Source organism: Vagococcus sp. CY52-2 (genome assembly GCF_022655055.1).
Taxonomy (GTDB): domain Bacteria; phylum Bacillota; class Bacilli; order Lactobacillales; family Vagococcaceae; genus Vagococcus.
The window spans coordinates 1,375,492-1,391,305 of the sequence record NZ_CP093384.1 but is presented as its reverse complement, the minus strand read 5'-3'; the positions used below and the strand labels follow the sequence as shown (position 1 = coordinate 1,391,305).

The 15,814-nt window shown below is 31.9% G+C and carries 12 protein-coding genes; 11 read left to right on the top strand and 1 reads right to left on the bottom strand.

From position 1 onward, the window contains the following. Window positions 1–190: 190 nt before the first annotated feature. Entirely contained in the window at window positions 191–1,636 is a 1,446-nt protein-coding gene (locus tag MN187_RS06860; RefSeq protein ID WP_371821056.1) for an MDR family MFS transporter, read from the bottom strand. A gap of 222 nt (window positions 1,637–1,858) precedes the next feature. Here MN187_RS06860 and glsA point away from each other — a divergent pair, with 222 nt between their 5' ends. The 11 genes from glsA (at window position 1,859) to MN187_RS06805 (ending at window position 15,814) form a co-directional block, all read left to right on the top strand. Beyond that, window positions 1,859–2,785: a glutaminase A gene (glsA, locus tag MN187_RS06855; protein WP_117973090.1), complete on the top strand. Its 927-nt coding sequence runs from the start codon at window positions 1,859–1,861 to the stop codon at window positions 2,783–2,785. A 165-nt stretch (window positions 2,786–2,950) separates the two neighbouring features. Continuing rightward, window positions 2,951–3,892, top strand: a complete 942-nt coding sequence (locus tag MN187_RS06850; RefSeq protein WP_117973089.1) for an ABC transporter permease — start codon at window positions 2,951–2,953, stop codon at window positions 3,890–3,892. Window positions 3,893–3,907: 15 nt separating this feature from the next. After that, window positions 3,908–4,834 carry a carbohydrate ABC transporter permease gene (locus MN187_RS06845; RefSeq protein ID WP_117973088.1) on the top strand — a complete coding sequence of 309 codons (927 nt, stop codon included), beginning with the start codon at window positions 3,908–3,910 and terminating at the stop codon, window positions 4,832–4,834. 20 nt (window positions 4,835–4,854) lie between these two features. After that, complete coding sequence (locus MN187_RS06840; RefSeq protein WP_370448233.1) at window positions 4,855–6,327, top strand: ABC transporter substrate-binding protein; 1,473 nt, start codon at window positions 4,855–4,857, stop codon at window positions 6,325–6,327. A gap of 107 nt (window positions 6,328–6,434) precedes the next feature. Continuing rightward, window positions 6,435–7,040, top strand: coding sequence for a YesL family protein (locus tag MN187_RS06835; RefSeq protein ID WP_117973087.1), 606 nt, complete (start codon window positions 6,435–6,437; stop codon window positions 7,038–7,040). After that, complete coding sequence (locus MN187_RS06830; RefSeq protein ID WP_117973086.1) at window positions 7,030–8,757, top strand: sensor histidine kinase; 1,728 nt, start codon at window positions 7,030–7,032, stop codon at window positions 8,755–8,757. Before MN187_RS06835 ends, MN187_RS06830 begins: the two co-directional genes overlap by 11 nt. Continuing rightward, a complete protein-coding gene (locus MN187_RS06825; protein WP_242093666.1) occupies window positions 8,750–10,219 on the top strand; it encodes a response regulator transcription factor in 1,470 nt (489 codons plus the stop codon). The genes MN187_RS06830 and MN187_RS06825 overlap by 8 nt, the downstream gene beginning before the upstream one ends. A gap of 51 nt (window positions 10,220–10,270) precedes the next feature. After that, a complete protein-coding gene (locus MN187_RS06820; protein ID WP_242093664.1) occupies window positions 10,271–11,779 on the top strand; it encodes an AcpB/EbpR/MafR family transcriptional regulator in 1,509 nt (502 codons plus the stop codon). 209 nt (window positions 11,780–11,988) lie between these two features. Further along, a complete protein-coding gene (gene asnB, locus MN187_RS06815) occupies window positions 11,989–13,830 on the top strand; it encodes an asparagine synthase (glutamine-hydrolyzing) (protein ID WP_117973083.1) in 1,842 nt (613 codons plus the stop codon). A gap of 20 nt (window positions 13,831–13,850) precedes the next feature. Beyond that, the gene (locus tag MN187_RS06810; RefSeq protein ID WP_370448235.1) at window positions 13,851–15,092 is read left to right on the top strand and encodes a carboxylate--amine ligase; all 1,242 of its coding nucleotides are present in this window, start codon (window positions 13,851–13,853) and stop codon (window positions 15,090–15,092) included. Window positions 15,093–15,103: 11 nt separating this feature from the next. Continuing rightward, window positions 15,104–15,814 (top strand): aspartate/glutamate racemase family protein, encoded by a 711-nt coding sequence (locus MN187_RS06805; RefSeq protein WP_117973081.1) that lies wholly within the window; start codon window positions 15,104–15,106, stop codon window positions 15,812–15,814.

The following is a 15,814-nucleotide window of genomic DNA, read 5'->3' as shown; positions in this document are numbered from 1 at the left end:
GTAAAAATAAAAAAAGCGCCACAAAAGTTGATTAAGGACTAAGCCTTATTTTAACTCGCTATATTGTTTTGAATGCTTCCAAAAAACATACTAAGGTTCCTTTCAATGCATACACGTTTTAGAACTATGAAACTAATCATTATTTATAAAAATCTATGTCAATGTTACTTTGTTGACATAGATTTTTATTTTATTTATTCAAAGATTTGTTCATGCCCATAAAAATGGCTTGCGCTAGACCCATTGCACAAAATAGTGTTGCGACGATAAAGGCAATATTGTAACCATGTAAAGTAGCAGATAACACATCTGATTTGTAAGTAATAGGAGAACTTAACAGAAGTGATTTATGCGGCATATCTTTTAGGGTTGCTTGAGATAGGAAACTAATTAAGATGGCTGTCCCAATAGAGCTGAATAATTGTTTTGCTGTATTATTTGCAGCGGAACCATGACTAATGAGAGTATCAGGTAGTGAATTCATACCAGCTGTGGTTATTGGCATCATAACCATACTGACACCTAGCATTCTGACGCCGTAAATAATGGTGATAAAATGCATAGGTGTTTTTTCATTTAGTGTACATAAACAAGCAGTCCCAATTGTTAGTAAACTCATTCCAATAATTGATAAATATTTTTCTCCATACTTATCAAATAATTTACCAGTAATGGGCATCATAATGCCTAAGATTAAAGCACCTGGAAATAACACTAATCCAGAATGAAATGGATTATACCCGCGAACATTTTGGATATAGAGAGGGAGTACCATTTCAGCACCAACCATAGCCATATTCACAATACCACTTAAAATGGTTGTATTAATAAATAATTTTGATTTAAAGACCTCCATACGCAAAAAAGGGTTACTGATTTTAAGTTGTCTTTTGCAGAAAATCACCACAAGGGCAGTCCCTAAAATAAGTAATAAAAGAACAAGAGGATCTGTCCAGCCATGATCTCCGACAAGAGAAAACCCATAAAGTAAACTACCAAAACCAAGAGTGGATAGGATAGGTGAAGGAATATCTATTTTTGAAGGATGCAAGGGAAGCACATTCTGCATAAAAATAATAGATAGAACGATAACAAAAAGAATGATGGGGATAAGTAAGCCAAATAAGTAACGCCAGTTGAAAGTATCGATAACCCAACCAGAAAGCGTTGGACCAATAGCTGGAGCAAGACCGATAACAATCCCTGCAATACCTAGTGCTTTACCACGCTCATTTTCAGGATAGATGCTTAACATAATGGTTTGTAAAAGAGGAAGTGAGATACCAACTCCCATAGCTTGAATGATTCGACCAAATAATAAGAGGTTAAAAGAAGTTGAGACAAAGCAAATAATGGTTCCTATTAAAAAAAGAGTAATCGCCCCAATGTATAATTTTTTAGTGGGAACATTATTCATAAAATAAGCACTAACTGGAATCATTATACCATTGACTAATAAAAATCCGGTTGTCAGCCATTGAATCGTTGAGGTTGAGACAGAAAATTGGCGCATTAAATCAGGATAAGCAGTTGTTAGAAGCATTTGGTTTAAAACAGTGCCAAAACTTCCAATAATAATTGTAATGACTAATATATTACGATGTTTGAGTTTGACAATTGGTTGTTCCGTAAAAATCCCTCCTTAAATCATATAATGTGATATTACGCTACTTTTTTGAAAAACTAATGAAAATGTTTATGATTTATTGTCATTTTTCGTAGAATATCTTATTTTGTCATGTTGACCAGTTGCCGTAGGATAAAAAACTAAGAAGATTTGTAAAAATAACATTATTTTTTCTTTTGTGTGAGGCAAACTGATATTATGACAAAATTGGATGAAAGTAGATGATGGATAATGAATCAAAAGGAATTAGAACAATTGGTGATAAAAAATAAATCATATTGTAGTGAAGGTCAAAACGCTCATTATATCCCAGCTCTAGCAAAAGTGAATCCCAACCAGCTAGGGATAACTTTGTATAATATAAAAACAAGGGATATGTTATCAGTAGGTGATTCTTCTGTTAAATTTGCTATTGAGAGTATCTCAAAAGTGCCAGCATTATTGTTAGCCATTGAGGACAATGGTTTGTCTAATGTATTAAACCATATAAACACTGAAGCCACTGGTTTTTCTTTTAATTCACCTCTTAATATGGAAATAAATCACGATAAACACCCACTTAATCCTTTTGTTAATATAGGGGCTATTGAAACAACATCGTTAATTCAGGGAAGTTCTCCTGATGACTGTTATAGTAGATTGCTAAGCTTTATTAAAGAAATCTGTCATGATAATACCATTTCTTTAAATGAGGAAATCTATCAGTCAGAGGCAAAAACTGGAGATATTAATCGTTCACTAGCTTATTATTTAAAAGGGAATAATATGCTCTCAAAAGAGGTTGAAGGCGTATTGGAAGTTTATTTTAAGCAGTGTTCTTTGAATGTAACTACTGAAAATATCGCCATGATGGCAAGTGTTTTAGCCAATAAAGGAATTAAACCATGGGATAATAAGCGACTTATCTCAGAGGAATCTGCCACACTGGTTAAATCTGTTATGACAACTGCTGGATTGTATGATGAGTCGGGTGAGTTTTCTGCACATGTTGGTATACCAGGTAAGAGTGGTGTTGGTGGGGGATTGATGGGTGTCTCGCCCAATCAATTTGGGATTGGAGTATTCAGTCCGCCACTAGATAAGTCAGGAAATAGTTTGGCAGGGGTGAGATTATTAAAAGACGTAGTAACTAAATTACATATAAATATCTTTGATTAAGAAACTAAAATCATATTAATGTATCCAAAGTGGTTAAAAAATTAATTTGAAAATGTTTTTATGAGACAAAACTATAATTTGTTTAGATAAAACTATAATTTGTTTCTTAAAAAAATGAGACCTCAGTATTATACTGTATCTATAAGTTATGAGGGAGGGAAACAAATGGGCAATAAATTAAAAAAAACATGGTCTGACATTGTTCGATATAAGGCCTTAATTTTGATGGCTTTACCAGGCATGATTTGGTTTATTTTTTTCTTCTATATTCCAGTAATGGCTAATGTGGTTGCCTTTAAAGATTTTAGAATATCTCCAGATGGTTTTTTTGCTAGTTTAAAACAGAGTCCTTGGGTTGGGTTTGAAAATTTCAAATTTTTATTTGCCTCAAGTGATGCGTGGTTAATTACTAGAAATACATTGGTTTATAATATTGTATTTTTAGCATTTAATTTGTTTTTTGCTATAGCGTTTGCCATTATCATGAGTGAGTTGAGAAATAAACGAGCAGTAAAAGTTTATCATACGATGTCTTTACTGCCGTATTTCTTGTCTTGGGTAGTTATTTCCTATTTTGTATACGCATTCTTAAGTCCAGATAAAGGTATCATTAATCATTTGTTATTATCAAATGGAAAAACATCAATTAATTGGTATGCTGATCCAAAATGGTGGCCATTAATTTTTGTTATCTTAAATGTATGGAAGAGTCTGGGATACAACAGTATTATCTACTATGCATCAGTTATGGGGATTGATCCAACATATTATGAAGCAGCAATGGTGGACGGTGCAAGCAAGTGGCAACAAATCAAAAATGTGACCATTCCACAAATTATCCCAATGATGAGTGTGTTATTAATTTTAAACATTGGAGGTATCTTTAGAGCAGACTTTGGAATGTTCTATTCTGTTCCAATGAATTCTGGTGCATTGTATCAAGTGACATCTGTGCTGGATACTTATATTTACAATGGTATGACGGCAACAGGGGACATTGGGATGTCAGCTGCGGCAAGTTTATATCAATCAGTTGTAGGAAGTATCTTATTATTAGGGACTAATGCAATTGTTAGAAAATTAGATCCAGATGCAGCATTATTCTAATGGAGGTGAGTAATATTGAGAGAAAAAAAGAAAGTTAAGAAGGTTGAAATACGTGCTTTTAGTCCAAAAGTGGATTTGTTTTTCAGTATCTTAATCGCGTTATTTGCTATTTCTTGTTTAATCCCATTTATTTTTGTCATTATTATTTCACTGACAGGTGAATCGGCATTAACAGCAAATGGATATAGCTTTTTCCCAAAAGAGTGGTCATTTGAAGCATACAAATATATTTTTTCTGGAAACATGTCAGCTAAAATTGTACGCTCATTTGGAGTGACTATTTTCGTCACAGTTGTGGGAACAATTGTAAATGCTACCATAACTAGTTTATACGCTTATGCGATTTCTAGAAATAATTTTCCATTTAAACGATTTTTTACACTGTTTGCTTTAATTACGATGTTATTTGTACCTGGTATGGTGGCAAATTACTTAGTGATGAGTAACTTACTTCAATTAAAAGATACGATATGGGCATTGATTTTACCGTTAGCCCTTGGACCATTTAATATTTTGGTTATGCGGACTTTCTTTAGAAAAAATGTTCCAGATAGTATTATCGAATCAGCTAGAATTGATGGCGCGAGTGAATTAAAGATTTTTGTTCGTATTGTATTACCACTTGCAGTACCAGGTATTGCAACGATTAGTTTATTTGCAGCCCTTGGGTATTGGAATGACTGGTTTAATGCGTTACTTTATATACAAAATGACAACTTAATTCCATTACAGTATTTATTAATGAAGATTCAAAATAACTTAGACTATCTAGCACAAAATGCAGGAATGAGTGCTCAAGTATCAGGAGGTCTAGCAGCCTTACCAAGCGAGTCAGCTCGTATGGCGATTGTCGTGATTTCAACATTACCTATAGCAATAACCTACCCGTTTTTCCAAAAATATTTTGTTGGCGGATTAACAATTGGTGGAGTAAAAGAATAACTATTTAGGAGGAATTATTAGTGAAACATGTAAAGAAATTTTTATTTGCGTCGACTGCGATTGTGGCAACCCTTGCGTTAACAGCTTGTGGTGGAGATAAAAAAGCAGATGATAAAAAAAGTAGCGGAAAAGATGGTGATGTCACCACTTTATTGATGTATCAAATTGGCGATAAACCAGAAAATTATGATGAGTTGATGTCAATTGCTAATAAGCAAATTGAAGAAGCCATTAATGTAAAAGTTGATTTACAATATATTGGTTGGGGTGATTGGGACAAGAAAATGAGTACCATCATTGCTTCAGGCGAAAACTATGACATCTCTTTTGCTTCAAATTATGTGGCAAATGCGCAAAAAGGTGCTTATGCTGATTTAACTGAATTAGCTCCTAAATATGCTAAAGATGCTTATGAGCAACTGGATGAAGCTTATATTAAAGGAAACACAATTGATGGAAAATTATATGCTTTTCCAGTGAATGGGAATGTGTATGGTCAACAAGTTCTAACATTTAATAAAGAGTATTTAGATAAATACAATTTAAACATTGATGATATTAAATCATATGCAGATGCTGAAAAAGTATTAAAAGAATTTCATGAGAAAGAACCTAGTATAGCGCCATTTGCTATTGGACAATCATTCCAATTATCAGGAGATTATGATTACCCATTAGGAAAAGAATACCCATTTGCTGTGAAAAATGATAGTAAAGATGGTATCAAAATTATTAATCAATATGACGATCCAGACTTTGTGTCTAACTTAGAATTAATGCATAAATGGTATGAAGACAAATTGATTCCAACAGATGCATCAACAAACACAACGGGTTATCCTTTAGAAGGTAATACTTGGTTTATGCGTGAAGAAACACAAGGACCAATGGATTATGGTGATACAATTTTAAGTAATGCTGCTGGTCATCCATTAGTGTCAAAAGCAATTACTAAGCCATTAAAAACAACAGCACAAGCTCAAATGGCAAACTTTGCTGTATCAAACGTTTCTAAAAATAAAGAAAAATCAGTCGAATTTTTAGGATTATTAAACAGTGATCCAACTTTATTAAATGGATTAGTTTGGGGTGTTGAAGGCAAAGCGTGGGAAAAAGTTGGTGACAATCGTATTAAATTATTAGACGGTTATAAACCAAATATGCATATGGCCGCTTGGAATACAGGGAACAACATGATTTTATACACACAAGATACATTACCAGAAGAAAAAATTAAAGAACGTGATGAAAGCATCAAAAATGCAGAAGTGTCACCAATCTTAGGATTTAACTTTAATACAGCTCCTGTAAAAACTGAAATTACTAACATTGCAAACGTCATGAATCGTTATAAAGCAAGTCTAAATACCGGAACAGTTGATCCAAAAGAAACATTACCGAAATTAAATAAGGATTTGGAAACGGCAGGATGGGATAAAGTACAAAAAGAAATGCAATCTCAATTGGATGACTTTTTAAAGACAAGTAAATAATAGAGAAAGACTGAAACGAGCAAAAGTGTTTCAGTCTTTTCACATTATTATCATTGAATAGGTATTAAATAATGGTATGATATAAAAAAATAGAAGAGGTGAAAGTGATGATTGACAAAGGATTTAAAGGTGTATGGTTAATAGTTAAATTAAATTTATTATTTGTTCTATTTAGTTTATGTGGACTAGTTGTGTTTGGTGTAGGTCCAGCACTTCAAATGATGAATGATTTATTTGTTGAATCTGAATTTGATTACAAAGAAATAACGTTTCATAAAGCGTGGGAATCATTTAAAGGTCATTTTGTTCGGAGTAATCAATTATTTTGGTTATACAATGGCTGTTTAGCTATTTTATTTTATAATTTATACCTATCTGTCCAGCTTAAGGGGTTGTTATGGCTAATCATCGACTTTTTATTATTAACCATGAGCTTACTCATTTTCGTGTCTTATCAATATGTATTAGTGTATGAATCAGAGTATGAGTTACCGATATTACAGTTAATTAAATTATCGTGTATTAGTGTCTTTTTAAGTTTTTCTTCTTTTTTAAAATTATTAATTGGGATTGCTATTATTTTAGGATTTAGTTGGGGGATGAAAGGTTTATTGCTTTTTGCTACATTTGCACTGTGGACAGCATGGAATAATATTGCAACAAAACATAACCGAGAGTTTGTTGAAAAAAGGTTAGTGGGAAATGAAAGCTAAATTACATCGTTTATTTTCAAAAAATATTTTAATGAATCAATTAATGACAATTTATAGTTTGCTATTAGTAGGGTCAATTGGGATTATTTTAATAGGTTATACGATTTTAACGGTTAATTTTACTAGGGATGATTCCAAAAAAGTATTAGATACAGTCTCTAGAGAATTAACAGCATCTATTCAAGTGAAAGATGCAACGTTGTCTGGGATTTTATGGGATATTGCGTTAACACCAAATCAATTTGATAATTTAAATCAATTTATGACGTTACCCATTAGTGAATACGTAGAATATTCATTGGATAACTGGCGTGAAACGAATAATAATGATTTTTTCCCAAATGTGTTAAATAATTTGTTTTATAGTTTTCCATCAATTCAAACAATCGACATCGTGTGGGATGGAAGAGAGGATTATTTACATGCTGATACTAGAAAAACAAATGGTGTGTTTTTACAAGGGAAACCGGTAATATCAAAGGACTTCACTTTATCACGACCAATTCCTATACCAAATACACGTGAGATGGTGGGGCATATTTATGTGACGTTTGATGACATGTTTTTATCAAAAGACTTAGCCAATGATTATGCTGTTAAGACATTTGTATTTGATACTGGGCATCAAGTGGTGTATGAACATGGAACATCACTGAATGATAAAAAAATTAATCAGATAGTAGAAAATTTTCAAAAAACAGGTGACCTGGATAGAACAACATTACAAAAAGAAGCAGTCTTTAATGATGAGGTAGTTAAGGGCTTGACTGTGTTAACTATTTTAGATAAATCAAACGTGACGAAAGATATATTACACTCGCTAATTCCTGTATGGGGAGTGGGATTATTTGTCATTGCTTTTTTATTAGTCAGTTTAAAAAGGGTCTTTAGTAACTATGCTAAAAAAGTAAACAGTATTGTATCAGTTACTAAAGAAGTCAGTCAAGGAAATTTATCGGCACAAATTGATACAACAGATATGAAAATGGAATTATGTGATTTATCAGATGCGGTGAATGATATGATTGTGAGTTTAAATCAATATATTCAAGATGTGTATGTTTTAGAGGTTAAACAGCGTGATGCTCATTTACGCGCGTTACAGTCACAAATTAATCCTCATTTTATGTATAATACATTAGAATATATTCGCATGTATGCAATTAGCAAGGATCAAATGGAGTTGGCGGATGTTGTTTTTGCTTTTTCATCGTTGTTACGAAATAATATCGATCAAGCTAAAACCATTGATTTAGAATCAGAATTAAGTTTTTGTGAAAAATACGTGTACTTGTACCAAATGCGGTTTCCAGACAGTATTGCGTATCATTTTATTATTGATGAATCACTCAAAAATTTTACGATTCCAAAATTTATGATTCAACCCTTGATTGAAAATTATTTTATTCATGGAATGGATCACTCGCGTATTGATAATGCTATTAGTGTCAAAGCAACGACACATGACTCTTATGTTGAAATTTTAGTGGAAGATAATGGAAAAGGGATCACAACAGAAAAATTAAAAGAAGTCACAGAAAAACTAGAAGGTAGTGATACATTATTATCTGGATCAATTGGACTGGAGAATGTGTATCAGCGTATGCAAAACTACTTTTCAAATGGCGTTGAATTAGTAATTGAATCACAAATTGGTGTGGGAACTAAAATACAAATCATTATTTATCAACCGAAGGATGTGAGTGTGGATGTATAGCGTTTTGTTAGTTGATGATGAGTACATGATTTTAGAGGGGTTAAAAAAAATCATCCCATGGAATGACTTAGGATTTGAAGTGGTTTCTACTTGTCGTAGAACAGAGGATGCGATTTGTTATCTGGAGAATCATTCTGTTGATTTAGTGATTACAGATGTTAATATGCCTGAAAAGTCAGGGATTGATTTGATCCGTTACATGAAAGAAACAGGCATGACCCCAGAAATACTGATTTTATCTGGCTATCAAGAATTTATGTATGTAAAGCAAGGACTCGAGCTTGGCATTAAAGGCTATTTGTTAAAGCCGGTGGACAAAAATGAACTAACTGAAAAAGTAATGATGATAAAAGAAGAGTTAAATCATGATAGACAAGAAAAACAAAAAGAACGTTTATATAACGAAATGCTATTAATTAGATGGTTAAATGATGAGTTAAATGAATCAGAATACCATAATTTTATTCAGCATTTTGATGTAGAGAAACTTGATGAGTATGCTGTTATTATCTGTGCCAATGACGTTTATACGGATACTATAAGGCAATATAGTTTGGCGATGGGACAAAAATTATGTGTAATTCAAGAAAACGAAGACACGTTTTATACGATTATTGTGTATCATGGCTCTAAAAAGGGATTATCAACTTTTTTATTACAGATGGATCAGACAATAGAAGAAGATTATCAATTAAGTGTGGGTGAATTGGTACAGGAGTGGGAAAATGTTTATGAAAGTTATGAACAGGCGTTAGCTATGATGACTTTTTCTGTGTTTTATGATAATAAACAAATTTTGAGTAACTCATCAACAAACGTGTTGAATCTACTTGATGATGAGACATTCGAGTTTATGTCTTTTAATAAAGCATTAATGGTTGGTGACATGAATGAGACGATTACCAAATTAAAAGGGATATTCTCTCAAATGCGACAACTTGCTTTTCTACCTGATAACGTCCGTCATGTCACGTTTTTATTATTTACGGATATTTATCGCCGCTTCCCTTCATTAAGTGTAGCGATTTATAATGAAACATTAGAAAAAATAAAGCAATCTCATAATATTAAAGAGTTAGAAGATTGGCTGATTTATTTACTTGAACTAACTGAAAGTATGGATGAGAATATGCAACGTTACTCAGAACTAGTTCAAAAGAGTATGGATATTATCGATAAAGAGTACAAGAAGGATTTGACTCTGAAGCGACTATCTGAAGAACTTCATGTTAATTCAGTTTATTTGGGCCAACTTGTTAAAAAAGAAACCGGACGTAGTTTTGCTCAGGTGTTAAACCAATTACGTATTGAAAAAGCTCAGGATATGTTATTGCATACTGATTTAACAATTAATGAGATATCCTTTGAAATTGGGTATAATAATATGACGTATTTTTTAAAAATGTTTCGTAAATTAAATGGTATGACGCCAAAAGAATTTAGAGAAAAATATAAAAAATAACACATAATAAAAGTAGAATTAAGAAAATAGTACACGAAAAGTGGTGAGCTGATGGAAAAGCAAATGTTTCGATTACTAAATTCGACAAACCAACAATTATTAACTATATTGGAACTGATTTCTGAAAATAAACGATGGTATACAACAAAAGAGATTGGATTACATATCAATGTTACTGAAAGAACAGCTCAAAGGTATATACACCAAATACGTGAATTGACGGTAGCATTTAATGATTACTCAACAAAAAATGTCATGATTTATTTTGAAAAATATCGTGGCATTTATCTAGAGAGTGAGTCTGGATATATTGAATTAAAGAATTATATTTTTGAGCAGGACGAGACCATTCAACTTTTAAAGCACCTTATTGTAGAAGATGGTGTAATAATTGATCAATACGTAGTAGACCATTATATTAGCGTTAATTCTGTTAAATCATCGCTTAAAAAAATTAAAGTTTTGTTTGAATTGTATGACTTGACTCTGTCTAGACAAACATACGCTATTATTGGCAATGAAAAACAAATCAGATTAATTATTTATATTATGATGTGGACATTATATAAAGGAATGAAGTGGCCATTTGAAACAATTAATGAGCATATTATGTATCAAACGGTTGATTTGTTTTCTGAAACGAATCACTTAACTTTTTCTGTTATTCAGAGAAAACAATTAGCTTACGTGCTATCAACAAATTTAATTCGTCTTAGAAAAAAACATTTTATAGAGATGGAAGAAGATTGGCGAAATTATGTTAATATGGATGTTTTACTTGAAAAATTATCCTTTTTGAAAAATTTAATGCAAGAATTTAATATTTATTCTGAGTCAGAAGTTTATTTTTATGCTGTTGTCTCACAAATTAAAACCAAATTTTACGAGTCTTCCATTTTTAAAGAGGAAATATTGTCTTATCATAAACGTCAACAATCAGACGTTTATTTGGCTACACAACAATTTATGGAATTGTTTCAAAAAACGTTTAGTAAGATACCAACTGATTTACTAGATCGTTTTTTTATTACCAGTTTTTGTGCACACATGTTTTCACGGTTATTTAAACGAGTTCATGTTGACGTGGATGGTCATTATGTTATTAATGAAATAAATGATCGGTATCCAGTTTTAAAACGTAAGATGTTAGAGATGATTCATCAGTTATATAAAGACACAGGAAATGATTTATTTCTGATGAAAGACTTTTTGTTACAAAAATATATTTTACTTTTTTCATCAGTTAAGCCATTAACATATTATGAAGCAGAAATTACAATTTATCTCGATACAGATTTACCCTATTTTGTAATACGAGATATAGAAGAAAGAATTATGCATCGTTATAAGTATGATTATCATATAGTATTCAAGACACTTAATGAAACAAAACGAATAGATTTGGTTTTAACTAATATTCCAAATACCTTAGAAGAAATGAATCGCTATTCTCCACATGTCCAATTATTTGATTATCCAATTAAAGAACGTGATTTAATAGACATTGGAAAAAAATTACAACTTTTGGTACAAGAGAAAAGTGACATGATTCGGCTTTAAGAAATATACGTTTCTTAAAGCCTTTTTTATCGCTTTGTTGTTGTATTCTTAATAAAATATTAAGAGATTTGTAGGGTTATCTTATTTTAATTTGAAACTATCTATTATATACTTTAATTTACAGGTAATTTGAAGTATACTTGATAGTTGAAGAATCATGAGTTACTTGTGATTAAAAGTTTTATTTATAAAAATTGGAGGACGAAAACATGTGTGGATTTGTCGGATATATGAACCAACCAGGTATTGATCCAACAGTCATCAAAAAAATGGCGGATCGTATTGTACATAGAGGACCAGATGATGAAGGATTTTACCAAGATGACGTTATCTCAATGGGATTTAGACGCCTATCAATTATTGATTTAAATCATGGACAACAACCAATGACTAACCAAACCAATACAAAAGTATTAACGTTTAATGGTGAAATATATAATTACGTAGAATTAAGAGAAGAATTACAAGAATTAGGTTACGAATTTAAAACAGAAGTGGATTCTGAAGTATTGATTCATGGCTATGATGCTTGGCAAGAGGGATTATTAGACCGTATTCGTGGAATGTACGCGTTTGTTATTTATGATTCTGAAAACGGTGAAGTCTTTGGAGCACGTGATCACTTTGGTATTAAACCTCTTTACTACTTTAAAAATGAGGATACCTTTATGTGGGGATCAGAAATAAAAGCCTTTTTAGATCACCCATCATTCGTTAAAGAATTAAATGAGGAATTATTACCAATTCATCTAAGTTTTGAATACATTCCAAGTGACGAAACATTATTCAAAAATGTTTATAAAGTTAATCCAGGTCATTATTTCAAATTTAAAAATAACGATTTAGAAGTGAATGAATACTATCACTTCACATTTGAAGAAGAACAAAAAATGACCATGGATGAAGCAAAACGTGACATTATCGATACAGTAGACGAATCAGTGAAAAAACACATGATTGCAGACGTTGAAGTGGGAAGTTTCTTATCAAGTGGGATTGATTCAAGCTACATTTTAAATGAAGCATCACAAGATAGAGATATCCAATCATTTTCATTAGGATTTGACGATAAAAACATCAGTGAATTAGAATGGGCACAAGAATTTGCAAAAGAAATTGACCAAAAAAATACAGCTATCATGATTAATGATGAAGATTTCTTTGGTATTATTCCTAAGGCAATGTATCACATGGATGAGCCTTTATCTAACCCTTCTGCGATTCAATTGTATTTCTTATCAAAAGAAACAAGTAAGCATGTAAAAGTGGCTTTGTCTGGAGAAGGAGCCGATGAATTTTTCGGTGGCTATAATACCTATTTAGAAGCAGGAACATTTAAAAAATATGAAAAGTTTACGACACGAAATATGCGTCAATTGTTCGCTCAAACAGCGAAACGTTTGCCACATTTTCATGGTCGCCGTTTCTTAATTCGTGGGGCACAAGATATCAGTGAACGTTATTATCGTGTGAATTATGTGTTTAACGAAGCAGAAAGAAATGACTTGCTAAAAGATACGCGTTTTAACAAATCTTCATCGTTATATGTAAAAGATTTATTTGATGAAGCAAAAAGCAAAGATGATGTCACTAAAATGCAACATTTTGATATTCATGGATGGTTAGCTTATGATATTTTACATAAAGCAGACCGTATGAGTATGGCTAATTCATTAGAGGTTAGAACACCTTTAGTGGATAAAGAAGTGGCTGAAATTGCAAAGCGTATGCCAACTGATACGCGTGTTGACATGAAAAACGGTGTGACAAAAATTGCTTGGCGTGAAGCTTCTGAAGCTAAATTACCCGATCGCATTGTAAATCGTGAAAAATTAGGATTCCCGTCACCACTTGCTTCATGGTTAAAAGAAGATAAATACCAAGAGATGTTAAAAGACGCATTTAATTCTGATATTGCAAAAGAATTCTTTAATGTCGATTACTTAAATCGTTTATTAGAAGAACAAAAACAAGGAATAGCAAATATGCAAAAAATATTTACTATTTACACATTTATTGTTTGGTACCGAGTTTATTTTATTGAAAATTAATTAGAAGAAGGGAACCGATTATATTGACTCAAAAACAAGATTTTATCCCAGTGTTGTTAGGGGGAGATTTGAATCTGTATGGGATGGCCCGCTCATTTTATGACATTACAAATAAACCAGTCCGGACAATCGCCAGCGCCTCTATTGCACCAACAAAACATACGAAAATATTAGCTATCGAAGTTGTACCAAGTTTTGATACAGATCCAACGTTTATCGAAACCATGAGAGAAGTCGCAAAAGAGTATAAAGATTCTGATGTGCCAGTTATTTTGATGGGAATGGGAGATTGGTATACAGAACTTATCTCAAAACATTTAGAGGAATTATCTGAAACGTTTGTTTGCCCATACATCAATAAAGAGTTAGAAAAACAATTAGTTAATAAGCAAGATTTTTATGATATTTGCGAAAAGTATGATTTACCTTATCCAAAAACGAAAATTATCACTCGTCGTATGGTGGAAAATTCTGAAGCTACACAGCCTTTTGATTTTCCGATTGCGTTAAAACCAGCAAACAGTGTGTCATGGAATGATTTTACCGATCCGATTAAGGAAAAAGTTTATATTATTGACAATATGACAGAATATAATCGTGTTATTCATGGCATCTATGGAGCTGGATACAAAGACAATTTAATCTTACAAGAATTTGTGGAGGGCAATGAAAGTCCAATGCGTGTGTTAAATTGTTATGTTGACAAAAATCATCAAGTAAAAATGATGTGTTTAGGTCATCCATTACTTGAAGACCCGACACCACTTGGTATTGGCAATTACTTAGCTATTATGCCTGATTATAATGAAGCGATTTATAAACAAGTAAAAGACTTTTTAGAAGATATTAAATACACAGGTTTTGCAAACTTTGATTTGAAATATGACATTAAAGACAATACCTTTAAATTCTTTGAAATTAATTTAAGACAAGGAAGAAGTAGTTTCTTTGTAACGCTTAATGGATTAAACTTAGCTGAGTGGGTTGTGAGAGATTATATTTATGATGATTTAAAAGATAGTGATACAGTTTATGCCAACATCCCAGATGATAAGGGGCAACTATGGCTAAATGTACCAATCGATATTTTTGATAAATATGTTCCTGAAACACAATATAAAGATATTGCTAGAGAGATGATAGCCGATAAACGCTATGGTTATACTTTCTATTATGATGGAGATCGTAGTTTAGGTCGTTATTTATTGCTTCAGCGTATGTTTAGGTATTATCGAAAAGCGTTTAAAAAATATGGTAAGTAAGGTGGGATGATATGGAACATTTCTTTACCGTCATTGGAGGTATGGGAACTAAAGCAACAGAATTATATGTCAAGATGGTGAATGATAAAACACCAGCCGAAAAAGACCAAGATTATTTAAATTATGTTTTAGTTAATTATGCCACTATTCCTGATAGAAGTTCTTATATAATGGATAAAGAAAATAATGAAAATCCATTACCATACTTACTTGATGTGATTAAAACATATGATAAGTTATCGCCAGATTTCTTTGTTTTAACCTGTAATACAGCGCATTATTTTTTTGATGAGTTAGAAAAAGCAACAGACAAACCACTTCTTCATATGCCAAAATTGGCTATTTCAAGAGTCAGTGATGCGTATGCAAAAAATGCACGTGTCGGGATTATTGGGACAGAAGGAACGATAAAAAATAAGATTTATGATCCTTTTATTGAAGAAGCTGGTTTCAACGTCGTTCATCCAACAAAAGATATCCAAGATAAAGTGAGTACGTTAATTTTTGATAAAATTAAACACTTAGATCAATTAGATCATGACTTATATCATGAAATACTTGATGATATGTTTAATGAACTAAACTGTGATGTCATAGTGTTAGGTTGTACAGAATTATCTATGATGGAAGACGCTGAAAATCAGATGAATGAGCATGTCATTGATCCACAAAATGTCTTAGCAGAAGAAACAGTGGCACTAGCTTTACAAAATAGAAAATAA

Excerpts from the sequence above, each read along its gene's own strand:
- asnB (WP_117973083.1), top strand. The coding sequence starts at position 11,989 with ATGTGTGGATTTGTCGGATATATGAACCAACCAGGTATTGATCCAACA.
- MN187_RS06825 (WP_242093666.1), top strand. The coding sequence starts at position 8,750 with ATGTATAGCGTTTTGTTAGTTGATGATGAGTACATGATTTTAGAGGGG.
- MN187_RS06820 (WP_242093664.1), top strand. The coding sequence starts at position 10,271 with ATGGAAAAGCAAATGTTTCGATTACTAAATTCGACAAACCAACAATTA.
- MN187_RS06835 (WP_117973087.1), top strand. The coding sequence starts at position 6,435 with ATGATTGACAAAGGATTTAAAGGTGTATGGTTAATAGTTAAATTAAAT.
- MN187_RS06830 (WP_117973086.1), top strand. The coding sequence starts at position 7,030 with ATGAAAGCTAAATTACATCGTTTATTTTCAAAAAATATTTTAATGAAT.
- glsA (WP_117973090.1), top strand. The coding sequence starts at position 1,859 with ATGAATCAAAAGGAATTAGAACAATTGGTGATAAAAAATAAATCATAT.
- MN187_RS06805 (WP_117973081.1), top strand. The coding sequence starts at position 15,104 with ATGGAACATTTCTTTACCGTCATTGGAGGTATGGGAACTAAAGCAACA.
- MN187_RS06850 (WP_117973089.1), top strand. The coding sequence starts at position 2,951 with ATGGGCAATAAATTAAAAAAAACATGGTCTGACATTGTTCGATATAAG.